The following is a 26,116-nucleotide window of genomic DNA, read 5'->3' on the forward strand; positions in this document are numbered from 1 at the left end:
TGCCGCGGTCGGCGTTGCGCGATCGTCAGCTCAGTCGATTCGATGGGTTGTCGCGTTCATCGCGTACGCCGAGTTGTCGACCGGATTCGTGGGGATGCCATCCGGGAAGTAGGTGACGACGTCCAGCTCATTGAGGTCGGCCGAGGGCCACGAGCCGTTCTCGATGTAGTATCGCTCGATCGCGGAGTTGATGGTCCCACGGTTGTGGGCGTGGACCTTCGCCTTGGCGGTGTCGCTCGATGTCGTGACGCGGGGCACGATGATCGCGGCGATGATGCCGAGAATCGTAACAACGGCCAGAAGCTCCATTAGCGAGAATGCCTGGCGACGGTAACGGTGATTCTTCATAGTACAGCTCTCGCTTCGCATGGACCGGGAGTTAGGGGAGCGCCCGTCGATGGGGCAACGCTTGCCTTTCGATTTCAGCTGTGCAGATGTCGATGTTGAGAAAGCGTAGGTCGCAATAATTGGCGTTGTCGTGACGCCACAAAAAATTGCCGGTGATTGCCGTAATCCGCAGCCGGATATAACCCGTGCCGCGTTTTCAGTGGCTGTGTCCGACGACCTCCCCCGAGGCGTCGAGTACATAGACCGAACCGTCCACCGGACAGACCGGCACACCTTCGGGAAAATAAGCCGCGTCGGCGCCCACGTCGGCAAGGCTTGCGACAGGCCACACTCCTGTGGCTCGCCGCCAGAGCATCGCCTGGAGTTCGATCTCGGACCGGTTGACGTGGCAAGCCGCGCGGTTGCCGTTCACCCGGACCGACCCCGTGCGGGGCAGCGCAATCGCCGCTAGAAGCCCGAGAATCGCGACGACCGCCATCAACTCGGTGAGCGAGAAGCCACACGGTCTGGCCCGCTTATCCCGGCGAATTCCTTCGACTTGTGTCACCGTCATCCCACCGTGTTGATCATGTCGAACATGGGCAAGTAGATCGCCAACAGGATGCCTCCGACAGCCGCCGCCATCGAGATCGTCAGGGTCGGCTCGATCACGCCAATCGCGAGGTCGGTTTTTCGCTGGATCTCCTCTTCCAGGAGGAGGCGGATTTGTCGGGTTGATTTGGTCAACCGACCGGTCTGCTCGCCGACGATGACGAGTTGGCTGACCATCGGTGGAAACAGGTCGGCGTGGCGTTCGACCTCACGGCTGAATCGCTCCCCCTGTTGAACGGCGCGGCGGAGGGCGGCGACGCCCTCTTTCATCGCCCGGTTCCGGACCGAGTCGCCGGCTTCCTCAAGCGACTCTGCAAGCGTGAAGCCGGCTTCCATCAGGCAGCCAAGCACTTCCATCAGCTGCAGCAAGGCGATGTCACGTAGCATCGGGCCGACAATCGGTGCTTTCAGAAGAGCGGCGTCGATCCTCTGACCCAGGGCCTCCTTCTGACGCAACTGATGGAGCAGCAGCGGCGTCGCCGCCCCTGTCAGCGCGAAAGCCCACCAGTAGCTCTGCGCGACATCGCCGACAGCAATCATCAGGCGCGTAATGCCGGGCAGCGGCACGTGGGCCGATTCGTAGGTCTTCTCGAAGACCGGCACAACGTAGCAGAGCAGGAACGCCACGACCGCGGCGCCAACCGCGGCGAGCACGACGGGATAGGCAAGCTTTTTGACGACGTCTTCCTTGATGCGCCCGGCCTTCTCGCGTTGTTCGGCGACCTGTAGGAGCGTGTCGGGCAGGGTTCCTGCCCGTTCGCCCACACGGATCTGACTGACCGTGACCCGGTCGAACGCCCCGTCCATCCGGCTCAGAACGTGGCTGAAAGAGTCGCCGCTCTCGATGCGGGACCTCAGCGATTTGAGCGTGTCGCGTCGCTTCTCCAGCGTCTTCTCTTCGGCCAAGGCGCCGATCGCTTTGGGGAGTGAAACGCCGTTGCTAGTGAGGGTCGCCAGGTTGCGGAGGAAGACCGTGACTTCCGTGTGCGAAAGCCGAGACTTGTGCCGTGTACCCCACGTCCATGCAACCCCCCGCTTGCTTGCGGCGGTCGCCGAATCGGCGGACGGCAAGACTGGGGAGAACTTCTTGTTGACTAATGACCGCATCCCGCAACCCGGCTAGCTCGACAGCTTGTAGTAAACTTCTTCGAGAGTTGTTCGACCGGCGAAGACCTGCTCGATCCCCGCATCGGCCAACGTCAAGAGACCTTGCTTGATCGCGATCTCACGCAGCTTCGAAGCCGGGGCGCCGCGCTCGATCGCGTCGCCCAACTCCGGCGTCATCACGAGAATCTCGTAGATGGGAATCCGACCCGAGTAGCCTGTGCCGAGGCACTTTTTGCAGCCGCGTCCGCGGTAGAACTTTGCCCGGTTGGGGGGAGCGACGTCGCCAACCAGCTTCGCCCAGAGCTGTTCGTTCGGCTGGGCAATCTCTTTGCACTCGGTGCAGATCGATCGCAGCAGCCGCTGGGCGACCGATCCCAACAGGGCGCCGGCGATCTTGAAATTGTCGATGCCCAAGTCGTTGAGTCGCTGGACGGCGCCGACCGAGTCGTTGGTGTGCAAAGTGCTGATCAGCAAGTGGCCGGTCAGGGCCGCCTGGACCGAGGTGCTCGCCGTCTCGTTGTCACGGATTTCGCCGACCATGATGACATCGGGGTCCTGCCGCATGATGTACTTCAGGGCATTGGCGAATCCCAAGCCGTGCTCGCTGTCGCTCGCGATTTGGTTGATCCCCGTCAGTCGGTACTCGACGGGGTCCTCAACGGTCACGATATTGCGGCTCACGGCGTTGAGCCGCGCCAGCACGGAGTACATCGTCGTGCTCTTTCCCGATCCGGTCGGGCCGGTGACGACGATCATCCCGTGCGGCTTGTCGATGAGGTCCAGCACCTTCTTGAGGTCGCGATCCCCGAGGCCCAGGCTCTTGAGGTCGAAGTTCTTTCCCCCCTCATCGAGGAGTCGCATGACGACCTTCTCGCCGCCGACGGTGGGGATCGTGCTGACGCGGAAGTTCACGCGCCCGCCCGCCTCGACCAGCGTCAGACGCCCGTCTTGTGGTCGGCGATTCTCGGTCGTGTCCATATCGGCCATGACCTTGATACGGGCGACAACCGCTTCTTCGGTGTGGTTTGGGATGGTCATCACCGATTGCAGCTCGCCGTCGACGCGGTAGCGGACCCGCATCTCGGGGACGTGCGGCTCGAGATGGATATCGCTGCAGCCGGCGTTGATGGCGCCGGTAAGGATCGAGGTCACCAGCCGGACCACTGGCGCCTGTTCTTCGTCGGCACCCACGGTCGCGAGGAGGCTCTCATCAACAACGAGCTCCGCGGCGGCGAGGTCGGCGAGCTTCATGTCGACGATCGTCTGACGGGCGGTCAGACGATCGTCGAAGCCGCGATCGAGTGCGGCCTGGATCGCGTGCTCCAGCGCGACGAGTGGCTCGACACGGTAGCCGGTGATCAGCTCGGTTTCGCTGATGGTGTCGATGTCGTCGGGGGAAGCCATCGCAAGCCGCAGCGCGCCGCTGCCGACGCCAACGGGCACACAGCTGCGATGCCTGGCGAGGTTCTCGGGAACCAATCGCGCAATCTGGGGATTGACCGATTGCGGCACCAGATCGAGGTACGGGACGCCGTACTGCTCCGACAGGGCGTCGCCTAGTTGCTGACCCGAGATGAGGTTCCGGCGCAGCAGGAGCTGGCCCAGGACGCCCCGCTCGGCCCCTTGGGCCGCGAGCGCTGCGTCGAGCTGAGCGGGCGTGATATAGCCACGCCGCACCAGGATATCGCCGAGCCGTGCCATGAAGGGGAGAGTCTTGAAAGTCAGTTAAAGGGGCGAATGTCGCGATCACGTGCCGGCGGGAGCCAGCAATCGCTTGAGCTTCCGCTCGAGCATCATCGGGTCGAATGGCGTCACCAGATAATCGTCTGCGCCCGCATTGAAAGCCCGCTGAACGTCGGCCAACTCCGCATTCGGAGAGAGCAGCATCACCGGCATCTTCGCTGTGCGGACGTCGTTGCTGAGGCGATCAACGAGGTCCATCCCGTCCATGTCGGGCAGGAAGTGACCGATCATCAGCGCGTCGGGCAGTCGCTCGGTGAGCCACAGGACGCCCTCATTGCCCGACGCCACCGAGAACACGTCGTGCCCGAGTAGTTCGAGCCGGAACTGCGTGATCTCTCGAAGCGTGGCGTCTTCCTCGATTAAGAGGATCGTCTTGCGGGTCGTGTCGGCCATACGCAGCGACGGAGGCTTCGGGGGAAGAACGGACGCGGGGAGGCGTTTTGCCTAGCCTTATTTACGTCGCCCGGCGCGGCCGTCAACAACGACCCCGCGATTCCCCGTACCCCGCTGGTCCCCGTCGAAACGGCGCAATGGCGCCGAACCCGCCGTGCGAGTCGGCGCCATTGCGTTGGAATCTCGGACGGGGCCGCCCTTAGCAGACCGCGTAAGGAGCAGAGCTCTCGTGCAGGGCTTTGAGGACATCGCGGCGAGCGACGAGCCCCGCTAGTCGCCCATTCTCGACGACAGGGACACGACGCACCCGATGCACGATAAACAGATCAGCGACCTTGTTGATGGGGTCATTGACGTCAACCGACATAACATCGCACGTCATATGATCGGCGACCGTGTCGTTATTGATGGTCTGATCGTAAGCGGTCGCTAGCAAGGCGAACTCGGTGAGGATGCCGACGATCACCCCCTTATGATCCACAACCGGCAAACCACTGACGCTTCGATTGAGCAGCGTCTCGGTCGCGTCATGAATCGTCGCCTGCGGCGAGATGGTGACGACTTCATGGGTCATGATGTCTTTGGCAGTGATCATGGACTTCCTTGGCGACTCGTTCGGCGACACTGACGAAAAGAACTTTTGAACCAGCGTAAGAAGCATAGTCCGCGGAATCGCCGGCGTTGCCAGGAACAACGCCCTGCGGCAAACCACCTTTGCTGCCGGTCAAGCGGGATGTTGCGGTTACAGCGATCGTGCGAGCCGGCGAACCCGCGCCGCGGCGGCGACGTATGATGGCTAAGGTCTCTTCCTCGCGTCCCTCCAGGCGCCGCCATGGCTTCTTCGGACACCTCGCGCCTGATGATAGCGACGCGAATGCCAACAACGGCGCTGGCGTTCCGCGGCTACAACCAAACCAATCTCGGCCGCACCCCCGAGCTTTTGGCGGCGCCGGCGTACCGGCCCACGCTCGAGCGGCGCCTCGCCGAGGCGAGCCAGATGTGCGAGGCCGCGATCGGTCGTCGGGTCGATCTTGCCGCCCGCGTAGCGGACCGGGTCGAGGCGGACGTTGACGCCTACGCCGAGGCGATCGCCCTCGTTTTCGCCGCCGAATTGGCCCAACTCGACCTGCTACGCGACGTCCATGGCGTCGATCCGCAGCGGGCCGGCCGGGCGTTCGGTTACAGCCTCGGCGAGCTGACCGCGGTGGCGGCGGCAGGGCTCTATCCAATCGAAGCGGTGATGAGGATCCCGCTCACGCTCGCCGAGGACTGCGCCGCGATGGCGCACCGCGTCACGATGGCGGTCGTCTTCTCCCGCAAGACCACGCTCAGCGAGGCCGCCCTCCAGCGTGTCTGCGAGGAAGTCACCGCCGAAGGGAAGGGGGCGATCGCCATCTCCGCGATTATCGCCCCCAACACGATGCTGGTGATCGGCGAGGGCGCGACGCTCGATCGGGTCCGCCAACGTTGTGAAAATTGGGATGGGCCCTCCGTATTGCTCCGCAGCAATGACGGGGTCTGGCCCCCGCTCCATACGCCGCTTGTCAGCGAACGACACATCCCCGATCGGGCGACCCTGCTGATCCGAGAGGTGCCACGACTCACCGAAACCCCGACGCCGCCGATCTGGTCCCTCGTGACCGGCCGACGCGAGTACGAGGCCGATAGCGGCCGGGCCGTGCTGCGCCGGTGGGTCGACTCGCCGCAACGGCTCTGGGACGTGGTGCACGCCACGCTCTCGAGCGATGTGAAGACGGTGCTCCACGTCGGCCCGGCGCCGAATGTCATCCCGGCAACCTTCCAACGGCTCGCCGAGAACGTGGTGAAGCAAACAACGCAGTGGTCCCTCAGCGCCGTCGGCAAACGGACGGTGCAGCGGATGGCGGGGTCGGCCTGGATGGCGCCGCTCTTGCCGCGTAACGGCTTCTTGTTGCGAGCCCCGCTGATCAAGCAGGTGATTCTCGAAGACTGGCTGCTCGAAAACGCCCCGCGATAACCTGATCGCTACTCACTTGCCAATGGAAGTCGGTAGGCCGCCGCCTCGACGGCGTTCCGGACCAATAGCAAGTCGCCGACAACGACGGGGTTGTTCCAGCACGTCTCCCGCACCGCCAGCACCCGCAGCGACGCCGCCTCGCGATACCGCTCGGGCGTCGCCTCGACGAGGACCACTTCGCCGGTCTCTTCCGTCATCACCAAGATGTAGTCGCCGACCAAGAGCACCTGGCCGAATCCGAACTTCGGCCGGCGTCGGCTCGACCACAGCGATTCGCCCGTGGCGATCTCGACGCACTGCAGGTCGTCGCCGTCCATGGCGTAGGCGTAGTCGCCGCGGACCACCGTGTTGCTGAACTTGGTTTGCAGCACCCGCTTGATGGGCGGTTCCCAGAGCGCATCGATCGACCAAGCGTCGCTATCGTGACCAACCTTCAACAGCGACGCGCCGTGACCATAGCCCTTGGTCAGCAGCAGGCGATCGCCCGATAGCTCGACCGGCTGGCTGCACGCCGGCATGTTGTCACTCTGACCGTACCACGGGTGCTCAAAAACCTGCTCGCCCGTGGCGACGCGGTGTGCGGTCAGCACATCGTCACTCGTCTGCAGGACCAAGCGCTCGCCGTCGAGCGTGACGAGGTCGGGCGACGCGTACGAGGTCTGCCGCGAGCCGACGCTCCAGACCTCGTCGCCAGTCGCGGCGTCGAAGGCGACGATCGACGCGTCGAAGCCGCTTGGCGGGTCAGCGGGGGCGCCAACATTAACGATGACCAATTCCTTCTCGACGCCCTCCACGTCGGCCGCAACAACGAGAGGCGAGCCACTCTTGCCCCACACGGGGACGGTCACGCCGTAGCGATCCACCGTATCCACCTGCCAGACCGGCTCGCCAGTGCGGGCGTCGAGACACGTAACGAGCCCCTGGGCGCCTTGGGTATAGACCCGGTCGCCGGCGATTGTCGGCGTGGCGCGTGGCCCTTGGCGTCCCATGTTGCCTTGGAAGTCGCCGGGGTCGAAGCGGGACTTGTCGCTGTGCGACCAGACTGGCTCTCCCGTCCGCGCCCGGTAGCAGACAGTGAGTTCACTGTCGCCGCGCTGCTCCTGGGTGACGGCGTAGTCGCCTAAAACCGCGAACGCCGACCAGCCGGCGCCCACTTCGCGTCGCCAGAGTTCTTCGGGCGGGTTTTCCTCCCAATCGGCGGAGATCGGCGGCCCTACCGACTCGGCCCAAGGCCCTTCGCCAAGGAACCGGGGGTAGTCGTACTGGCCCGGTCCCCAGTCGGGGATCCCCTCGGCGACAGCGGGGGCGTCGATGTCTCCCAACCTTTGATCGGCCTTGTCGGCCCCGCGCCGGTGAAGGCCGACCACCGCGCCGGCGCCATTAAATCGCATCTCGTACAAGCCGTTGAGCACGCCGATCGCCACGAACGGCGCCACCCCGACCGCTAGCCGTAGTGGCCACGGCCCACGGCCGCGAATCAGGTACCACAAAGCAAGGCCAAGAAGCCCCAAGACGACGGCGAGCAAGGTGGCGATGGTCTTGAAATCGACGGTGATGCCACTCACCTCAACCGCCAGCCGCGCCCCGGCAAGTAGCCCAATCCAGATCCAGGGGAAGAGGATCCGACGGCGTGGACGATCAGCGGCTGCCTGCTGAGGGGAGTCTTCGGAAGGGGGCATGTTCGGCTCCGCCGGGGGGGACTAACGTAGAGCGGTATGAGCGTGCATCGTAGCGCCGCCCCGCGAAACCGGCAACGCACGCCACTCCCCTCCGTTCCGATCGATGGCGACCGTCGAACCCACAGCAACCCGCGATATCGCGACGCCGTTGGCCGTGGAACTCGACCGGTCGCTCCGCCCGGAAGACGCCTTTGTCGCGCTGGCTGGCGAGCCGCACGTCGTCTTTTTCGACAGCGCCATGCGTCACGAGACGCTGGGGCGGTTCTCGTATGTGGCAGCCGACCCGTGGGAATGGATCAGCGCGCCTGCGGACGGCTCGCCCGCTTTGGAGCCGGGCTTGCGGCCACTCGCGTCTTGGCGAGCGGCCCCTCTGGCCGACCTGCCGCCGTGGCAGGGGGGGGCCGCCGGCGTCATCGGCTATGAAGTCGGCCGCAGCCTCGAGCGCTTGCCCCGGCCGCGCTGGGACGAGTTCGAGCACCCGGCCCTCGCCATGGGCTACTACGACGTGGTCGTCGCCTTCGACCACCAGCAGGGGCGATCGTGGGCGATCTCCAGCGGGTTCCCCGCGACCGGGCAGGACCAACCGCGCCGAGCCGAGACGCGCCTCGCTTGGGTCCAAGAACGGCTCCGCCGTGGCGTCGCACGCGGCGCCTCAACGCCCGGTGTGCGGCTTGATTCATCGGCGATGGCGCCCGCCTTCGCAACTCCCTACGGCCGTGGTGTGACGAGCAACTTCACTCGCGAAGGCTACCTTCGGGCCGTGGATCGCGTCCTTGAGCACCTCCGCGCCGGCGACGCCTTTCAAGTGAACCTCTCGCAGCGACTCTTGGTCGAGGACCCGGGCGACCCGGTTGCGATGTACCTGCGTCTGCGTAATCGCAATCCGGCGCCCTTCGGCGGCTACCTCGACGGGGGAGGGTGGCTCGACGGGGGAGGGTGGCTCGACGGGGGAGGGTGGCAGGTCGCAAGCGCGTCTCCCGAGCGCTTCATCCGTGTCCTCGACCGATCGGTCGAGACGCGGCCGATCAAGGGGACGCGTCCCTTGGGCGTGGCGGAAGCCAGCGAGTTGCTTGCAAGCGAGAAGGACCGCGCCGAAAATGTGATGATCGTCGACCTGCTTCGCAACGACTTGTCGCGGGTCTGCTCCGACGAGTCGGTCGCGGCGCCAGTGCTCTTCGGGCTTGAGCGCTACGCCCATGTCCAGCACCTCGTTTCGGTGGTGACCGGCCGCTTGCGGGACGAGTGCGGCGTCGTCGAGTTGCTGGCGACGACGCTCCCGGGGGGATCGGTGACCGGCGCGCCGAAGGTCCGCGCGCAGCAGATCATCGCCACCCTCGAACCCACCGCCCGCGGCGCCTACTGCGGCGCCATGGCGTGGATCGGCTTCCCCGACGCCGCCGGGCGTCAAGCCATGGACAGCAGTGTGCTGATCCGCACGCTGACCCGCGCTCGTGGCTGGGTCCAGGCGCCCGTTGGGGGCGGGGTGGTCGTCCAATCGGACCCGGCCGCGGAATACGACGAAACCTGGCACAAGGCGGCGGGCCTCATCGACGCGGTGTCGCCATGATCCTGGTGCTCGATAACTACGACAGCTTCGTTCATAACCTCGCGCGATTGGTGAGGCTGACCGGTCACAAGACCCACGTCGTGCGGAGCGACAAGATCGACGCCGCGGGCGTCGCCGCCTTACAGCCCGAGGCGATCGTGCTGTCGCCCGGCCCCGGCCCGCCGGCCGAAGCGGGGTGCTGTGTCGATGTCGTCCGGCGGCTCTCCGCCGCCTTGCCCCTGCTCGGCGTCTGCCTGGGGCACCAAGCCATCGTTGAAGCGTTCGGGGGCCGGGTAACCCTCGCTCCCGAGCCGCTACACGGCCGCACCTCGACGATCCGGCACTCGGGCGCCGGTCTGTTTGCCGGGGCGCCGACGCCGATGACGGTTTGCCGCTACCACTCCCTCGCGGCTGAAGCCGCCTCGCTGCCGCCTGTGCTGACGCCGGCCGCCTGGAGCGAGGATGGCGTCGTCATGGCGGTTGAGCACGCCCATCGGCCAACCTTCGGGGTGCAATTCCACCCCGAAGCCGTCCTGACGGAGGCCGGTCAGCAGGTCATCGACAACTTCGCCCGCCTCGCCGCCGACTTCCATCGGTCGCGCTGAGCCCTCCTTAGTTTGCCGTTCCGGCATTTCAGCTCATCTCTCGCGTCGCGTGACGCGAATCTGGCAGACGCCCACCGGCGATACCCGCCAATTCTGCCGCCATTACAAATGGGTCCTTCTTAGCGGGATTTACTCATGTCGATTGAAGCTACTTTGCTGGTCGATCGGCATCCACCACCACAGAGGTATTCGCAACACTCCCGCTAGCACGTTCGCCGAAAGGGTGGGATAGCGGCGGCATGGCGGCCGGGGCAAATGCAGCGATGGCGTCTCTCTGACGACCTCGCCGAGGACACGGAGGTGACAGAGATGACCACGCTTAAGATCGATTGGGCCTTCTTGGCGATCGTTGCGATCGCGGCGCCAACCTGGGCGGCTGACTCGGGTCGGACGGCTGGCGAGTGCTTCGAGGGGGTTCTCGAAACCGACCCTCAGATTACCGACACCGAAGTCGGCCAGGCGTCGTGGAGCACCGCCTGCGGCGATTGCCCGTCGTGCTGCGATAGCGCGTCGTGCGGCGATTGCTGCTCCGACATCCACAGCGGTTGCGGCTGCTGCCTCGAAAACTGCGGCCTCTTCGGCCAAGGCATCCTCACCTACGACGCCTGCTCGGCGGGCTGCCCCTTGCCCGAGCTGTTGCTGGGCTCGATCGCTTGCCCGACCGAACGCTGCTTCGAAGACTTCATCAGCCCGATGACCAACCCGGTCTACTTCGAAGACCCGCGGAGCGTCACCGAAATCCGGACCATCTTTATTCAGCACAAGGTCCCCGCGGCGGCGTTGGGCGGCGACGTTCAGCTGTATGCAGTGCAGATCCGGGCGCGGCTGACCGACCGGCTCTCGCTCATCGCGACGAAGGACGGCTACGTCGTCTCAGACAATCCGCTCATCGACGACGGCTGGGCCGACATCGATATCGGTCTGAAGTACGCACTGCTGCGTGATCCGTCCGAGCAAAAGCTGCTGTCGGCGGGCTTCACCTACAACGCCCCGGTCGGCACACCGCGGACCCGCATGGCCCGCGGCGACGGGATCTTCAACTTGTTCTTGACCGGCGGCGCCGAAGTCTTCGACTGCGGTCACTGGGTTAGCGCTGTGGGGGGTCTGCTGCCGGTCGATGGCGACGCCAACAGCTCGTTCGTCTACTGGTCGAACCACCTCGACTACCAATTCCGCAAGGGCTGGTACGGCCTGCTCGAGTGCAACTGGTACCACTGGGCCGCCGACGGCGATAACCGTCTCGGCCTCACGGGCCTCGACGGCGGCGATCTGTTCAACCTCGGCTCAGGTGGGGTCGACGGGAACGACATCGTCACCGGCGCGTTTGGCGCCAAGTACAAGCCGAACCGGACGACCGAGATCGGCGTCGCCTACGAGGTTCCGCTGACCGACCGGCGTGACGTCCTTGAGAATCGGCTGACCTGCGACTTGATCCTGCGTTACTGATCGCACCGCTGCCCGAGCGGCTCCTTCTGGTTGGTTCGCCTACGGTCGGCCGCTGTCGAACAATCGACAGCGGCCGACTTTTCTTCTTGGCGAATCAAGCGGCGCCGCGCTGCGGCTCTTCGGCGGCGGACTCGCGATTGAGGGCGACCGCCAACACCTCCGGCGCGCTGCGGATGTGCAGGTCGCGTTGCGGGAAGGCGATCTCAATCCCTTCCGCGTTGAACGCGTTGTTGATCGCCGTGTGGAGCTCGTGGATCACCTGGAGACGGTAATCGAGCGAACCGAGGTACGCGCGGAGCACCAAGTTCAGCGAGTTGTCCCCGAAGCCTTCGAAGGTCGCCACCGCGGCGGGGTCTTTGAGCACGTGCTGATGGTCATTCGCGACGCCAACAAGCAGTTCGCGGGCCCGCTCGGTGTCGGTGCCGTAGGCGACGCCGATGTTCACCACGACTCGGTTAACCTTGTCCGACAGGGTCCAGTTCAGCAGCCGACCGGTTATGAACTCCTTGTTCGGAACGACATACTCCTTGCGGTCCCAGTTCGTAATTGAGGTCGCCCGAATGCGAATCCGCGACACGACGCCGGAGATCTCATCGACGGTGACAACATCGCCGACACGGATCGGCCGCTCGAGCAGAATAATCAAGCCGGCGACAAAGTTGGCGAACATCTCCTGCAGGCCGAACGCCAAGCCGAACGTCAACGCGGTCGCCAGCCATTGAATTTGTGACCAACGCAGCCCGATCGTCGAGCAGGCGAGGATCGCCCCAATCATCACGATGGCGTAGCTCGCCAGCGTGGTGATGGCGTATCGGACCGAGGCGTCGAGCGGTAGCTTTTGCAGCAACGACATCTCCAACAGACCCGGCCCATTGCGGAACAACACAAAGGTGATAAAAGTCACCAGCAGCGAGAGTCCCAAATCGGAAAGGGTCACCGAGTTCGACTCGGAGGCGACAGAGGGCGCTGGCTCGCTGCCACCGGCGCCGGACGTCGCAGGCATTCCGGGCGTCGGCATGGGCCCCGACCCAGGCCCGGCCGCGGGCGCCGTCGCAACCACTCCCGGGCCGGTGCTCCAGAGCGGGTACTTATCGAGCATGCTCAACGCCGGCAGCACCTGCACCCAGATCAACCAGAGCCCCACCACCGACGCGGCGAAGAACGACGTGCTCACGAGCCGCTGCGTTTGCTCATTGTGCGACGACAAGTCGGACACCTGGTTGCTGGCGACGATCCCGGCGACCGAGGCTCCGCCTCCTGCCGCGGTGTCGGCGGCAGCGGCCGCCGCAGCGGCGCGTTGGCGCGACTGCTGCATACTCAGGTTGCGCCGCCGCAACAGGAGCATCCGGAAGAGCAAATCGCGGAGCACCAGCAGCGACACCAGCAAGCAGCCGGTTGCAAAAAGCCGCCAAGCCAACACCTGCGCCGTGTAGTAGTAGCCGGCAAACGCCAATCCCAGCAGCGAGGCCGGCGCCAACGCGGCCAACCAAGGCCAGACATGTCCAAGCCGGTCGATCCAGCCACCGGCGTGGTGAGAGACATACTCCCGCAGCGGACCCCGCGGACTTAGTAAGCGGAACAAAAAGACCACCAAGACCGCGACGCCACTGATAAAGAAGCAGCGTTCCAGCGAGTCGTGTCCGAGCGTGGCGTTGCTGGAGAACAGCGTCGCGGTCAAGAACGCGAACGGCAGACCGATCAACGTGAACCAACGCAGCCGCCTCCGCAACGACTGGGTCACGGTCGCCGGCCAAGCGAAGTGCGCCTCGCCCAGGCCCCGCGGCCGACAGATCTGGCGGATCAACTCCAGCGGCATCCAGAGCAGGCAGACGCAGTAGAGCCCATGCCCCACCGCCTGAGGGAAGACCTCGTCATCCGAGGCGTACGTCAGCCGCCAAGCGAGCAGGGCGACCACGGCGGGCCAGGCGAACGAAATCAATGCCGTCACGGCCGCCGACATCAGCGTCGGCTCGACGCTCCGGCAATTCGCGCGGGCGGCGATGTCTCCCAACTCGTTAAGCTTGCGACGCAACACGCCGCCCCGCCCCAGCACGAAGCCGATGATGCAGACGAACGCGCCGTACATCCACGGATTATCACGTAAGTCCGTCAGCAAGGTGGCTCCGACTTCGGCCCACTTCGCCGGGCTCAGGAGCCAGACATCGGTCGCGTCGAACTGAAAGCCTTGCGTCAGCATCCGACCGCTACGGATCCACAACACCCGCTCGTCGATAAAGTTTCCGTACCGTTCGGTCAACGAGATCACTTGCTGGTCGGTCGTGTCGAGGTCGACCAGCGTGTTGAAATAAGAGTTGTACGTCTTGTACAAGGCGCCCAGATACTCGCGCTTACGGTCTAGCAACTCGCGGGCCGCCTCGTCGAGCAGCTTCTCGCTCGCGGCGCTCGCGGGGAGTGACTCGGCGATGATCGCCGCGATCACGGCGTCGGCGTCGCCGAGCTCGTTCCGCTCGTCTTCGTACTCGATCAACTGATACTGCACGTCGTCGATCGTCGCCCGCCGCGTGGCGACGGCCGCGCGGCGCGTGCTCACGTCCGGGAGCGTCGCCCGTTGTCGGCGCAGCAGCGCCCCCACCGAGCTGGTTAGCCCCACCGAGTCGATCTTCTTTTGCGCCAGCCTAAACTGGGCGTTGAGTTGGTCCTGCGCTTCATTCGCCGCTTTCAGGTCGAGCTCGACTTGCGCCAGTTCCTTGGCGACCGTCTGGGCGGTCTCGGCGAGCTTCTGATTCCGCTCGGCCAAATGCCGCAACGCAGGCACCGCCGAGATCGACTCCGACCGCGCCTTACGGACCGACTCGGCGGCGGCCGCTTCGCGGGCCGATTTGATCTCTTCCCGCAGCCGCTGCACGCGTCGTTCGGTGTACGCGGTCTGTTTGGCCGCTAGGTCGCTCTGCATGCGAACAAGGTCGGCGGCGTCTTCCGCGTCGTACTTGGCGAGCTCGCTCTCTAGGGCGGGCGCCTCGTTCTCGAGGGCGGTGCGACGCGTTTGCAACTCGACCGCACGGGCGGCCGCGACGCCCCCCGCCACGGCGGGCATCCCCTGAGTCGCCAACGCCGCGAGCTTTTCGGGGATCGCCGCGAGGCGAGCCCGAACCTCCTTCCGCCGGTTGGCGCGGGCCTGCGGCTCCGCCTCGGCGGCGACTTGCGCCGTCTTACGCGTCGCCAGCGTCAACTCGGCCTTCGCGAGCGCCTGCTCTAAATCCGCCAAAGTCGAATCGGGGGCGATCTCGGGCTCCTTCGCTTTCACCTCTTCCAGCTGCTGCTTGACTTGATCGACGCGTTGGTTGACGCCCACCGCATCGCGGCCGAAGGCTTCGGCGCGAGCCGCGAACTCAGCGACGAGTTGCAGATTGGCGGCGGCCGCTCGGTAGGCCTCGGCGGCCTGCTTGCGGGACTCCTCGTCGAGGTCGGGGCTCTGCTCCGCCAGGCGGGCGAGGTGCTCGACGCTCTCCATCGTCGGCGGGCCTTCGGGCGCCAGCACGCCAGCCACCAGCTCAATCGGCGATGGCTCAATCGGCGCCGGCTCGGTGGGCGTGTCGGTGATCTGCTCGGCCGTCGCGGGCGCAACGAGTCCCCAGGACAGGGTGATCACCACCGCAAATGCGGCGCAACTTCGAAACATGTCGGGATCCTTCCCTTTCGCGCCCGAGGGCCGGGCCACGCAGAGGCGCGGCTTGGCGGGAGCGACCCCCCAGGCGATTGAGCGTTAAAGTAACCCGTACCGCAGCCGTTTCGCAATGCGAATCACGGCGTTCGTAAGGGTTCGACCTCCGCCGCCATCGCCAAATCGGCCGTCCCGCCGCGGTCGAGTCCTCCCTAGTTGGCGTCGCAGCGCGTAAGCTGGGGGGCTTTCCCGCCCTCGGCCCGCCCCGACATGCCCCTCGTTACGCTCGACAACCTGACGATCGCCTTCCGAGGTCCCGCCCTGCTCGACAGCGTCAACGCCGTCATCGAGCCCGGGCAGCGGATCGGCCTGCTCGGCCGCAACGGCGCCGGCAAGAGCACGCTGATGCGGATCATCGCCGGCGAGCAGGCCCCCGACTCGGGCCGCTGCGTCGTCGCCGAAGGGGCCCACGTCGCCCGGCTCGAACAAGAGATCCCCGCCGAGGTCGCCGGCGTTGACGCCGCCACCGCTACCGTTGACGAAGTCATCCGGGCCGGCTGGCGACCGACCGGCGAGCACGACGAGTGGCGCATCGACATGGAGTCCGAGCGTCTGCTCCGCGAGCTGCGGCTCGACCCCACGGCTCGCTTCGCCGACCTCTCCGTCGGCCTCAAGCGGCGGACCCTCCTGGGGAACGCGGTGATCGGGCAACCCGACCTGCTGCTGCTCGACGAGCCGACCAACCACCTCGACCTGGCGGCGATCGATCACCTCGAGTCCTTGCTGGTTTCGTGGCCGACGGCGCTCGTCTTCGTGACCCACGACCGCGCGTTCCTCCGCCGCGTCGCGACGCGCATTATCGAGATCGACCGTGGCCGGCTCTTCGACTGGTCGTGCGATTACACCGCGTTCCTCGAGCGCAAGGAGCAAGCCCTCGCCGCCGAAGAGAAGCAAAACGCCCTGTTCGACAAGCGGCTCGCCGAAGAGGAACGCTGGATCCGGCAGGGGATCAAGGCCCGCCGCACTCGAAATGAGGGCCGCGTCCGCGCGCTGAAGGCGCTGCGGGTCGAACGGACCCACCGCCGCGACCGCGAAGGGAAGGCCAATCTGGTCATCCAAGAGGCCGACCGTAGCGGCGCCCTAGTCGCCAAAGCCGAGGAGATCACCTTCCGTTACGATGGGGCCGAGAAGCCGGTCTTCGACGGCCTGACGACGACCCTGATGCGCGGCGACAAGGTCGGCGTCGTCGGCCCCAACGGCGCCGGCAAGACGACCTTGCTGCGGGTGCTGCTTGGCGAGATGCCACCCACCTCCGGGTCGGTGCGGCTCGGCACCAACCTGCAGGTCGCCTACTTCGACCAGCTCCGCGGCCAGCTCGACGACGAGCAGACAGCCGAAACAGCGGTCGCCGACGGTTACGACACGATCAAGATCGCCGGCGGCTCGCGCCACGTCATCGGTTACCTTCGCGACTTCCTCTTCACGCCCGACCGGGCGCGGACGCCCATCAAGTCGCTCTCCGGCGGCGAGCGCAACCGGCTGCTCTTGGCCAAACTGTTCGCCAAGCCGGCCAACGTCATCGTCCTCGACGAGCCGACCAACGACCTCGACGCCGAGACGCTCGAGCTGCTCGAAGAACGGCTCATCGACTACGACGGCACGCTGTTGATCGTGAGCCACGACCGGGAATTCCTCAACAACGTGGTCACCAGCACGCTGGTATTCGAGACCACCGGCGTGAAGGAGTACGACGGCGGCTACGACGACTGGCTCCGCCAACGCGGCGCGGCGGAAGTCGCCTCGGAAGAGGCAGCCGCCGCCAGCTCGGCCCCAAAAAAGGAAGCCCCCAAACCGCCCGCCAAGAAGCTCGGCTTCAAAGAGAAACGCGAACTCGAGTCGCTGCCGGGGACGATTGAAACGCTCGAGAAAAAACTCGGCGAGCTTCACGCCAAGATGGCGGAGCCGTCGTTCTATAAGTCGGCGCCCTCCGTCCTCGCCGCGGCCCAAGCCGAGACGGCGGAGTTCCAGCAGCAGCTCGACGCGGCTTACCAGCGATGGGAAGCGTTGGAAGGGGAGTGATACGCACTGCAACTTGAAGCAGCGCTAGGCTGGAAATCCCCCACCCCCTTCAGGGGGAGGGGGATTAAGCCAGATCAGCTCTATTTCGAATTGCGATCGGTGTATTCCTGTTCCTATCGCCAACCAAGGCTTCTTGGCTCAAGCGCTAACCGCCCCCACCGGCGCCGTCACTTCGAGAGCAGCCCTCGGGCGACATTCCCGATGACCTTGGGCGGCAACCGATAGAGGTCCGCGCCAAGCTTGCGAGCCTCCTCTCGCAGCGCCGCGCGCTGCTCGATAGCGGCTTGCTTGACGTGGTCGGCGACCTCCGGCGACACGCCTACTCCCCCGAGCCGGTCGCACAACACCGAAAAGTCATGCTCTTCGCCGAGCAACTTGCCGAGGCGGTCCCACGGCTCGAGATACGCCGGGCCCGCGACGTGGAGCGCCGCCAAGAGCCGCGCCTGATAGCCGTGCTGTTTGACGGCCTTCCGCCACGCGTGCCAAGGCTCGGCGTCGCCGTTGAGACGGCAACGACGGCGTTGCTTGCGCCCGTCGCGGTACGTGTGACGGAATCGCTTGACGATAACCGCTTTGGGGTGGGGAGCCCGCCACGAATCGACCCGTTCGCGGACGTCCGCCAGGCGTTCGGATGTCGCCGTGAGCAACTCGGTGCTGTCGTTTGTGGGTGATTCCAACTCATTCAAGCCGGCCCCGACCGCGCGGATAGCGGCGACTAGCTGCGTCTCGCGCTGCGACTCGGCCAACCGCTCGCACGTCTGCAGCAAAACGTGTTGATCGCGGGCCGACGACAACGCCTTGGCGGCCTTTCGGACCGCGTCTTCCTCGCGACGAAAGACGTCACCTAGCGCGGGCTTGTAGAGCCGCAGCAAGGCCCGCAGCCGCTTGCACGCCTTGCGGGTCTCGTGGACCGCGGTCTCGGGGGGGGTCCCGTCGTTGAGACGGCCGATCGCCTCGTCGAGTGTCGCCGCCGCGATACGGCGCAGCGCCGGCTCGAGCGGTTCGCCGCGTTTGAATGCGTACGCCATCGCTGCTGCCTCACGGGTCGGCCGGGTTAGTCGAACCACTCGTCGTCGGGATCGAACGCCGGCACTGGCATGTTAATCAGCCGCAGCGGCGCCGTCGCGTCCGCGGCGGGGATCGCGCGGTGACGCACGCCCGGCTTGATGAGGACCGACGTGCCGACCCGTAGCGGGAACCGCTCGCCATCAAGCTCGATCTCACCCGCACCCTCGACGACGTAATAAATCTCCGTCAACCGCTTGTGGTAGTGCGCCCGCGAATCAGAGCTGACCTCGACCAAGTGGAGCGAAGCGGTCTGATCGGGGTCGTCGACAAACGCGCGCCGGGTCTGGCCGCAAGGGCAGGGGACCGGGTCGATCGCGTCGAGCTGGGTCACGGCGTAGCGGCTCATCCAATCCTCCAACGTGGCGTCATGAAGGCAACGCCTCCCGACATTCTACCCCGACAGCACAGAAGGCGGGGACAAAGCCGTTTCTCACGATCGATGAGGCGCTCTCCGCTATCCAACGCCGCGCACTTCCAGAAGTTGGGCGGCGATGCTGACCGCGATCTCGGCCGGGTGGTTCGAGCCGATCGGCAGCCCCACCGGGCAGTGGAACACGGCCCGCTCGGCCGGCACGCCCGCCTCGGCAATTTCTTTGCGCAAGACGGCCCCCTTCGCCTTGCTGCCGATCACGCCGACGTAAGGGAAATCCCGCCCGCTCTGGAACACCCGCACCAACACCGGCAGGTCCGACTTGTGCCCCTGCGTCATGCAGAGGACAAACGCCCCGTCCGGCAGCCGATCGACCTCCGCAGATGGGTCGGGCGTTTCTACCGCGCGGACCCCTTTCGGGAGCCGCGCCAGCCATTCGGTCCGCGGGTCGATGCAGGTCAGCTGGCAAGGGAGCCGGACCAGCAGCGCCGCGAGGGCCTGGGTCACATGCCCGGCGCCGAACACAACGATCGGCCAGGTCGCGACGCCGACCGGCTCAAAGAACAGCTTCACGCGCCCGCCGCACGTCATGCCGACGTCGGCCTTGAGGCTCCAGTCGACAAGCCGACACGCGCCGCTTTCAGCAAGCAAAGACTGCGCTTCAGAAATCGCCTTCGCCTCGATCCGGCCGCCGCCAACCGTGCCGACATCGAGCCCCTCGGCGGTGACGAGCATCTTGGCGCCCGCATCCGCCGGCGTGGAGCCGGTCGCCTCGATCAGCGTGACGACAACAAACGGAGTCGCCGCGTCGGCAAGTTCGGCAGAGCGGCGGAGTCGATCAGCGGCGGCCATGCCCCCAGATTAGTCAACGACGATAGCAATCAGTAGGCCGGAACGAGCCAAGCGAAGGTCCGGCACGCGCCGCCGAGTCAGCCGACCACGAGAAGGCACTCGATTACGCGAGTCGCCTGCGCAGCCACCACCCGCCGGTTATGGTGACAAACTGGCGTCGGCCAACCAAAATGGACGACATGACGATTCGATCTTCCCGGCGAACTAGGCGACGCCTAGCCCTCTGCCTGGCTTTGGTGTGGCTGGTCCAACTCGCCGGGGCGGCCGACGCGCAGCTCCCCACCGCTGCCGGCACGCAGGTGGCGATGAGCCAGTCGGCGTGGCGGATGTTCATCCCCAGCGGTTACACGCCGGCGGCGGATGGCAAGGTCAACCTGCTGGTCCATTTCCACGGCGACTCGCAGACTGTCTGGAACAACGCCGCTTACGCCGACCTCGACGCGGTGATCGTCACCGTCAACTACAGCGGGCTCTCGAGCGCCTACAGCAACCCCTTTAGCAATACGAGCCTGTTCCAGACGCTTCTGAACGACGCCCGGTCGCGGCTCGCCAGCCGGCCCGGTTTCGGCGCTTCGACCACGCTCGGTCACCTGTCGGTCTCGTCGTTCAGCGCTGGGTACGGCGCCGTGCGTGAAATCCTGAAGGCGCCCGCTTACCGCAACGAGATCGACAGCCTGCTGGCGGCCGACTCCCTCTACGCGACCACCGCGTCGGACGGCACCGCCCTCGACTCGCAGATGACCGGCTACAAGGCGTTCGCCGACGCGGCCGCCGCCGGACTCAAGCGGTTCATCTTCACGCACTCCGAGATCCCGATTTACACCTACGAGAGCACCGCCGAGACCGGCGACGAGCTGCTCGCGCACCTCGGCCTAACCGCCCAACCGATCAACCAATCCGGTCTCGGCACGCTCGACTTCTACCGCACCGCCGAACTCGGCGGCTTCACCCTCTGGGGCGCCCGCGGCATGACCGGCGACGACCACCTCGCCCACCTGCGTTACCTGGGCGAGTGGCTCGGCGACCTGCAAGAGACAACGCCCGACCTGCCGGGCGACTACAACGGCGACGGCGTCGCCGATGCGGCCGACTACACCGTCTGGCGTGACACCGAGGGGAGCACCACCAACCTCGCCGCCGACGGCAACCCCGACCGCAAGATCGACGCCGGCGACTACACGGTCTGGCAGTTCGCTTACGGCAACACCCTCGCAGAACAGGCGGCAGCCGTCCCCGAGCCGACAGCAGCCGGTGTGACGCTGCTCGCCCTCGCCACGGTCCTGCCCAACAGCTGGCGGGGACGCTCTCGCTAGGCGAGAAATGATTTGCCGGGCCTGCGCTGCCGCTTGTCCCGGCCACGGCGTTCTTCTTGAATACCGTGGGTTCTTGAAACAACGGGTGGCGATGGAGGCGTCGGCTAGACAGAACCTTTGTCGTTCGAGATGGTCTCCTAAGAGAACCACTTCTTCGCCTCAGTCTCTCGAAACCTGTCATGCGATTTCTCTGCCTTCTCCTGATTGCTTCGGTAGCGATGTTCGCCCTGGCGGCGCCCACTCCTCCCACGCCGGCCGAATCTTCCGAAGGCCTTCCGACAGACGACGCCATCCTTGCGGGGCTTCGTGACTTCCGCACGGCCTACGACTACGACGCCGGCTACCTCGAGAAGCTCCTCAAAGCTTCTCCGGGCGCGTACCGGGCCTTCGATGGCGGCCAGTCGATGTCGATCTATCGCAAGGCGTTGCCGTTGGACGCCCACTATGTCGCCAGGGTGGCGACGATGCAGGTCGAGGACTGCGGGCCGTGCACCCAAGTCAATTTGCGGATGGCGATCGAGGCGGGCGTCGAACGATCCCTGCTCGAAACCCTGCTCAAGAACCCCGACGAGTTGCCGAAAGAACTGCGCGGCGTGCGCGACCACGCGCGAGCGGTGGTTGGCGCCGAGCAGCTCGACCCGGACCGGGCGGAAAGGCTGCGCGCCGCCTACGGCGACGAAGGCCTTGCCGAACTAGCGATCGTCATTACCGGCTGCCGGATCTATCCCACGCTCAAGCGGGCCCTGCTGGAAAACGAGAGCTGTATTATTGGGGACCTTGAGTATTGAGGCCTCGAGTGGAGTCATTCGTAAGATGCGGTTAAGCGATACGGAATAACACCCTATCAGCCGGTTCTTATCAGGTGGCAACTAGGCTCCTCCGCTGGCTGGCCGAGCAGGGATGCCGAGTACCCGCTTCACACTGCTGGGCAAGCCAGCAGTGGCATCTATGGAAAGTTAGCCGTCAACCCATTTTTGGGTTGTTCTTCGGATCGATGGCGGACGAGGTGCGCTCAGGCATCTATTCGGAGGTCGCCCTCGGTGGAACGCCTCCAGGAACGGTATTCGAGGGACGCCGCCATTCACCCGGTCGGCGATCGCGCCGGAGTGCGTCGCCATGCCATGCTGCGGGGTCGTCCCGTGTCGTCGCCTGCGTCCGTCGCCGGTCGCTTGGTAACGCCGTCAGACTGCTGGGTTGGTTTGGTAAGGCTCGCCGCTGTGGAGGATCGCCACCATCACCGTTAGGAGACGGCGAGCGATCGCGGTGATCGCCTTCTTCTTGCCCGTCCGCTTCGCCAGCTGCTCGAAGCGGCTCCGCCAATGGGCGTCGTAACGCACCACCTGCCACGCCGACTCGACCAGCACCCACCGCAGCAGGCGCGACCCCTTCTTCTCGATCGAGAGCTCTTTGCGTTTGCCCGCGCTCTCTCGGTAGCCCGGCGCCAGGCCCGCGTAGGCGACGGCCTTCTTGGTCGAGCCGAAGCGAGACGCATCGCCCAGTTCGGCCAGCACCACCTCGCTGGTCACCTCTCCGACGCCGGGGATTGTGCGGAGCAACTCGCGGGCGCGTCGCTCCCAGTCAGCCCCCTCCTGGGCGAACGAGCGGAGTTGTTCGTTCGCGTCCTTGAGCCTTGCTTGGAGGAACTCCAGCTGCTCTCGCAGCTGGTCGATGCGGAAGCGATCGGCGGGGGACAGCTCGAACTCGTCGAGGAACTCACGGCCGAGTCGCGTGAACAGGTCCGCGCGGTCGGCGTTGTAATCCCACAGCACACGGCGAATCTTCGACTTGGTCGCCGTGATCCGCTGCTGGACGAACTGCCGATGACGGACTAGCGACCGATGGTCACGGACGCGTGGCGTCGGGCGGTGCGCCTCGGGGATCATCCCCAGGGCGAGGAACTCGGCGAGCACCCGCGCGTCGAGCTTGTCGCTCTTGCGCGTGCTCTGGGCGATCACGCGGAGCTTGCCCGGGTGGGCGAGCACGGCCCGCTGGGCGTGGGGCTCGACCAGCCGCAAGAACCACTCGTAGCCGACGGTCGCCTCGACGACGACCTCGTGGGGCCCCAATTCGCCGAAGAAGGCCTCGATTCGATCGGGCTCGACGCACCAGAACCGCCGCGACTGGAGCACCTCGCGCGATTGACTCACGACACAAACACTGATCGACTTCTTGTGGAGGTCCACGCCGACGTAATTCATGACGGTCTCCTGCGGGGGAAACGGGGAGGGTGACAACCCTCGTTTACCACCAATCCGAAGAACCGCCTACTCGGCGCGGCCTCCTCTCATAGGTTCACCCGGCGTACCCCCAACCGTAGGCCGGAACGAGCAAAGCGAAGGTCCGGCGCGCGGCGCGTTACGGTACGCCATGCCGTACCTGCGCTGACGCTTGTTACGGCCTACATACTCAAATGTCTGGTCGATATTTGTCATGGGGCCACCCGTGGAAGGTCCGGCACCCGTCGGGTCACTAAGCAGCTAGTCTTTGGTCAACGCGGACTCCAAGAGGTTGATTAACTGAAGGCATCTCCTTTCTTTCGCCCAGTCGAGAGCGGTCATCCCATCGTTCTCACGAGCAGATACGTCTACACCTGCCGCGATCAGAACGCGGGCGATTGCTAGATAAACGCGTTCTTGATGAGGCCATCCAAGTAAAGCATGGAGGGGAGTAGCGCGATCGCGGTGAGTGATCACATGGACGTCGGCGCCGCGTTCAAGAAGCATTTTAACGATCCGAGAATTACCTCCAGATGCCGCCAGTATGAGAGGGGTTACGCCGTCTTCGCCGCACGAATCGACGGGAACGCCACGGTCCAAAAGGTCCTGGAGAATCTCGATCTCCCCCCAGCGAGCTGCTTCGCGGATAGCTGTCACATCGTCGCCCGCATCGACCCACATTCCCACGATTGATGCGAACCGGCCCATGAGTTATCGCCGTCCTGAGATTTGACTCGTGCCCACCGCGTCAGGCACAGCCTGACCTACGAGCGCCGTCATCCGCGTCAGCAGCTCTTCCCCCGTCGCGGGGATCGCAAGCTCCACCCGCTTGTCACCGGCGAGCGACTGCAGCGCGTTCTTCGCCGCCATCCAAGCGCAAATGCCGAGCATCAGCGGTGGTTCGCCGACCGCTTTGCTTTGGCGGACGTTTTTTTGGTGCTTCGGGTTGTCGATGAAGTCGACGTTCAGCACCCGTGGCAGGTCGGTGACGTTCGGGATCTTGTAGGTGGTGGGGCCGGTGCTGAGTAGGTGGCCGGCGTCGTTGTAACGCAGCTCTTCGTTGGTGACCCAGCCGACCCCCTGGATAAAGCCGCCGATCACCTGGCCGCGGTCGACGCCCGGGTTGATCGAACGGCCGATGTCCATCAGCACGTCGGCCCGGTCGAAGGTGAGCTCGCCCGTGAAGCGGTCGATCGTCACCTCGGCGATCGCGGCGCCGGTCGTGTAGTAGAAGAATGGGTTTCCGCAGCCGGTCTCACGGTTGTAGTCGACGCCCGGCGTGGCGTAGAAACCGCGGGCCCCGAGGTCGACGCGCTCGCGACGGGCCATCGCGCAGAACTCGCCGAACTCGATCCGATGCGACGGGTCGCGGTCGTCCCAGACGGCGCCGTCGTCGATGACGACATGCTCGGGCGCCGCGACGAGGCCGCGCTCGGTGCTGGCGAAGAGACCGGCCGCGTAGTCACGCATCCGCTCGATAATCTGCCCACACGCCACGAGGGCGGCGGCGCCGTTGAGGTCGGTCCCGGCGCTGGCGGCGGTCGGCGACGTGTTGTTGCTCTTCTCGGTCGAGGTCGCCATCATCCGCACCCGCGACGGCGGCAGGCCAAACTCGTCGGCGACCAGCTGCTGGATCTTCGTGTAGAGCCCCTGGCCCATCTCCGTGCCGCCGGTAGAGACCTGCACCGTGCCGTCGGTGTAGACGTTCACCAGGGCGTTCGCCTGGTTCAGGAACTTGGTGGTGAACGAGATGCCGAACTTGATCGCCGTGAGGGCGATCCCTCTCACGTGCGTTATGCTCGTGGTGTTGAACTCGGTGACCGCGTTGACGCGGTGGCGGTAGTTGGACGACGCGGCGAGGCGATCGAAAGTCTCGTCGAGGACATGATCGCGGACGATCTGGCCGTAGTGCGTGACGCTGCGTGCCGGGTCGCCGTCGCGGTAGAGGTTGAGCCGCCGGACGTCGAACGGGTCACGCCCGACGACCTGGGCGATGTCCTCCAGCAGGCTCTCGATCACCGCGACGCCTTGCGGTCCGCCAAAGCCACGGAACGCCGTGTTGGGCGGTAAGTTGGTGCGGCAGACCTGCCCCGTGACGCGGAGCATTGGCACGTGGTAGGCGTTGTCGGCGTGGAGCATCGTGCGTTCCATGACCGACGTCGAGAGATCGGCGAAGGCGCCGCCGTTGGAGTAGTACGCCATCTGGGCGGCGATCAGCCGGCCATCGGCGGCGAACGCGACGCGGTAATCGGTCTGGTAGGGATGCCGCTTGCCGGTGATCCGCATGTCGTCGCCGCGACGCAGCACGAGCCGTGCCGGACGGCCGGTCTGCTTCACAACGAGAGCCGTCATGACAGCGGGGATCGCCGACTGGGTCTCCTTGCCGCCGAAGCCGCCCCCCATGCGTTGGCATTCGCAGACGACCTGGTGCATGCCGAGGCCGAGCGCCTCGGCGACGACGGCCTGCGTTTCGGTGGTGTTCTGGGTCGAGGAAATGACACGGACGTCGCCCCCCTCGCCCGGGATCGAAAGGGCGGCCTGGGTCTCGAAGTAGAACTGCTCCTGCCCCCCCGAGACGAAACGGCCCGCGAGCGTGTGGGGCGCCGATCGGAATGCGGCCTCGAAGTCGGCGTCGCTCTCGGCGCCGGGGGTCATCATCCGGCGCTCGGGCCCGATAAACGACTTGGCCGCGAGCGCGTCGTCGATCGAGAGGACCGGTTTGCGCTCTTCAATGTCGACCACGATCAGCTGGCGGGCCCGCAGTGCGGCGGCGGGCGTCTCGGCGGCGATCACAACGATAGGCTGGCCGACGTAGACGACCTCTTCCTCGGCGAGGAACGCCTCGTCGGGAATGATGGGGCCGAAGTGGTTCGGCCCGCCGAGATGGTCGTAGGTCAGAAGACAGACAACGCCGGGAACCGCCCGCGCCGCGGTGAGATCGATCGAGCGGATCCGCCCCGCTGCGACCGGCGAGCCGGCAAAGTCGACATACAGCTCGCGGTCGAGCCGCGGGAGGTCGTCGATGTAGCGCGCGGCGCCGGTGACGTGGCCCGTGGCGGAGTCGTGCGGGAGAGATTGGCCGACGGAAGCCATTCGATTTTAGACAGGATTTACAGGATCGACGGGATGGTGGTGAACGGGC

General features: G+C 65.6%; 21 protein-coding genes. 7 read left to right on the top strand and 14 right to left on the bottom strand.

Going from position 1 to position 26,116, the window contains the following annotated elements; translation table 11 throughout:
• Nucleotides 1-30: 30 nt before the first annotated feature.
• From Pla108_RS20965 to Pla108_RS09925, 6 genes are all read right to left on the bottom strand, one after another.
• A complete protein-coding gene (locus Pla108_RS20965; RefSeq protein WP_197526447.1) occupies nucleotides 31-348 on the bottom strand; it encodes a competence type IV pilus major pilin ComGC in 318 nt (105 codons plus the stop codon).
• Nucleotides 349-544: 196 nt separating this feature from the next.
• Nucleotides 545-901: a type IV pilin protein gene (locus Pla108_RS09905; protein WP_146444768.1), complete on the bottom strand. Its 357-nt coding sequence runs from the start codon at nucleotides 899-901 to the stop codon at nucleotides 545-547.
• Nucleotides 898-2,010: a type II secretion system F family protein gene (locus Pla108_RS09910; RefSeq protein ID WP_197526448.1), complete on the bottom strand. Its 1,113-nt coding sequence runs from the start codon at nucleotides 2,008-2,010 to the stop codon at nucleotides 898-900. The genes Pla108_RS09905 and Pla108_RS09910 overlap by 4 nt, the downstream gene beginning before the upstream one ends.
• A 48-nt stretch (nucleotides 2,011-2,058) precedes the next feature.
• Nucleotides 2,059-3,747, bottom strand: a complete 1,689-nt coding sequence (locus Pla108_RS09915) for a GspE/PulE family protein (RefSeq protein WP_146444770.1) — start codon at nucleotides 3,745-3,747, stop codon at nucleotides 2,059-2,061.
• Nucleotides 3,748-3,792: 45 nt separating this feature from the next.
• Nucleotides 3,793-4,182, bottom strand: a complete 390-nt coding sequence (locus Pla108_RS09920; protein WP_146444771.1) for a response regulator transcription factor — start codon at nucleotides 4,180-4,182, stop codon at nucleotides 3,793-3,795.
• Nucleotides 4,183-4,381: 199 nt separating this feature from the next.
• The gene (locus Pla108_RS09925) at nucleotides 4,382-4,777 is read right to left on the bottom strand and encodes a CBS domain-containing protein (RefSeq protein WP_197526449.1); all 396 of its coding nucleotides are present in this window, start codon (nucleotides 4,775-4,777) and stop codon (nucleotides 4,382-4,384) included.
• 237 nt (nucleotides 4,778-5,014) lie between these two features.
• Here Pla108_RS09925 and Pla108_RS09930 point away from each other — a divergent pair, with 237 nt between their 5' ends.
• A complete protein-coding gene (locus tag Pla108_RS09930; protein WP_146444773.1) occupies nucleotides 5,015-6,178 on the top strand; it encodes an ACP S-malonyltransferase in 1,164 nt (387 codons plus the stop codon).
• A gap of 8 nt (nucleotides 6,179-6,186) precedes the next feature.
• Here Pla108_RS09930 and Pla108_RS09935 read toward each other — a convergent pair whose 3' ends face one another.
• Nucleotides 6,187-7,857 carry an outer membrane protein assembly factor BamB family protein gene (locus Pla108_RS09935; RefSeq protein WP_146444774.1) on the bottom strand — a complete coding sequence of 557 codons (1,671 nt, stop codon included), beginning with the start codon at nucleotides 7,855-7,857 and terminating at the stop codon, nucleotides 6,187-6,189.
• A 103-nt stretch (nucleotides 7,858-7,960) separates the two neighbouring features.
• On the opposite strand from Pla108_RS09935, the gene Pla108_RS09940 reads away from it, so the two are divergent.
• The 3 genes from Pla108_RS09940 to Pla108_RS09950 all read left to right on the top strand — a co-directional run bounded on the left by Pla108_RS09940 (nucleotide 7,961) and on the right by Pla108_RS09950 (nucleotide 11,454).
• On the top strand, nucleotides 7,961-9,424 hold the full coding sequence (locus Pla108_RS09940) for an anthranilate synthase component I family protein (protein ID WP_146444775.1): 1,464 nt from the start codon (nucleotides 7,961-7,963) through the stop codon (nucleotides 9,422-9,424).
• Nucleotides 9,421-10,008: an anthranilate synthase component II gene (locus tag Pla108_RS09945; protein ID WP_146444776.1), complete on the top strand. Its 588-nt coding sequence runs from the start codon at nucleotides 9,421-9,423 to the stop codon at nucleotides 10,006-10,008. The genes Pla108_RS09940 and Pla108_RS09945 overlap by 4 nt, the downstream gene beginning before the upstream one ends.
• 255 nt (nucleotides 10,009-10,263) lie before the next feature.
• Nucleotides 10,264-11,454, top strand: a complete 1,191-nt coding sequence (locus Pla108_RS09950) for a hypothetical protein (protein ID WP_146444777.1) — start codon at nucleotides 10,264-10,266, stop codon at nucleotides 11,452-11,454.
• 94 nt (nucleotides 11,455-11,548) lie between these two features.
• On the opposite strand, the gene Pla108_RS09955 is transcribed toward Pla108_RS09950, so the two are convergent.
• On the bottom strand, nucleotides 11,549-15,094 hold the full coding sequence (locus tag Pla108_RS09955) for a mechanosensitive ion channel domain-containing protein (RefSeq protein ID WP_146444778.1): 3,546 nt from the start codon (nucleotides 15,092-15,094) through the stop codon (nucleotides 11,549-11,551).
• Between the two features lie 252 nt (nucleotides 15,095-15,346).
• On the opposite strand from Pla108_RS09955, the gene Pla108_RS09960 reads away from it, so the two are divergent.
• Complete coding sequence (locus tag Pla108_RS09960) at nucleotides 15,347-17,155, top strand: ATP-binding cassette domain-containing protein (RefSeq protein WP_146444779.1); 1,809 nt, start codon at nucleotides 15,347-15,349, stop codon at nucleotides 17,153-17,155.
• Between the two features lie 167 nt (nucleotides 17,156-17,322).
• On the opposite strand, the gene Pla108_RS09965 is transcribed toward Pla108_RS09960, so the two are convergent.
• The 3 genes from Pla108_RS09965 to xdhC all read right to left on the bottom strand — a co-directional run bounded on the left by Pla108_RS09965 (nucleotide 17,323) and on the right by xdhC (nucleotide 19,445).
• A complete protein-coding gene (locus Pla108_RS09965; protein WP_146444780.1) occupies nucleotides 17,323-18,183 on the bottom strand; it encodes a CHAD domain-containing protein in 861 nt (286 codons plus the stop codon).
• Nucleotides 18,184-18,209: 26 nt separating this feature from the next.
• The gene (locus Pla108_RS09970) at nucleotides 18,210-18,569 is read right to left on the bottom strand and encodes a cupin domain-containing protein (protein WP_146444781.1); all 360 of its coding nucleotides are present in this window, start codon (nucleotides 18,567-18,569) and stop codon (nucleotides 18,210-18,212) included.
• Nucleotides 18,570-18,677: 108 nt separating this feature from the next.
• Nucleotides 18,678-19,445, bottom strand: a complete 768-nt coding sequence (gene xdhC, locus Pla108_RS09975) for a xanthine dehydrogenase accessory protein XdhC (RefSeq protein ID WP_146444782.1) — start codon at nucleotides 19,443-19,445, stop codon at nucleotides 18,678-18,680.
• 179 nt (nucleotides 19,446-19,624) lie between these two features.
• Between xdhC and Pla108_RS09980 the strand changes: the two genes are divergently transcribed.
• Nucleotides 19,625-20,758 (top strand): hypothetical protein, encoded by a 1,134-nt coding sequence (locus Pla108_RS09980; protein WP_146444783.1) that lies wholly within the window; start codon nucleotides 19,625-19,627, stop codon nucleotides 20,756-20,758.
• A 179-nt stretch (nucleotides 20,759-20,937) separates the two neighbouring features.
• Nucleotides 20,938-21,546: a hypothetical protein gene (locus Pla108_RS09985; RefSeq protein WP_146444784.1), complete on the top strand. Its 609-nt coding sequence runs from the start codon at nucleotides 20,938-20,940 to the stop codon at nucleotides 21,544-21,546.
• 393 nt (nucleotides 21,547-21,939) lie between these two features.
• Here Pla108_RS09985 and Pla108_RS09990 read toward each other — a convergent pair whose 3' ends face one another.
• The 3 genes from Pla108_RS09990 to xdhB all read right to left on the bottom strand — a co-directional run bounded on the left by Pla108_RS09990 (nucleotide 21,940) and on the right by xdhB (nucleotide 26,067).
• Entirely contained in the window at nucleotides 21,940-22,956 is a 1,017-nt protein-coding gene (locus Pla108_RS09990; RefSeq protein ID WP_146444785.1) for an IS110 family transposase, read from the bottom strand.
• Nucleotides 22,957-23,235: 279 nt separating this feature from the next.
• Nucleotides 23,236-23,682 (bottom strand): ankyrin repeat domain-containing protein, encoded by a 447-nt coding sequence (locus Pla108_RS09995; RefSeq protein WP_146444786.1) that lies wholly within the window; start codon nucleotides 23,680-23,682, stop codon nucleotides 23,236-23,238.
• 3 nt (nucleotides 23,683-23,685) lie between these two features.
• Nucleotides 23,686-26,067: a xanthine dehydrogenase molybdopterin binding subunit gene (xdhB, locus tag Pla108_RS10000; protein ID WP_146444787.1), complete on the bottom strand. Its 2,382-nt coding sequence runs from the start codon at nucleotides 26,065-26,067 to the stop codon at nucleotides 23,686-23,688.
• Between the last annotated feature and the right edge of the window lie 49 nt (nucleotides 26,068-26,116).

Origin of the sequence: Botrimarina colliarenosi (assembly GCF_007859955.1) — a bacterium.
In the GTDB taxonomy this organism is placed as follows: domain Bacteria; phylum Planctomycetota; class Planctomycetia; order Pirellulales; family Lacipirellulaceae; genus Botrimarina; species Botrimarina colliarenosi.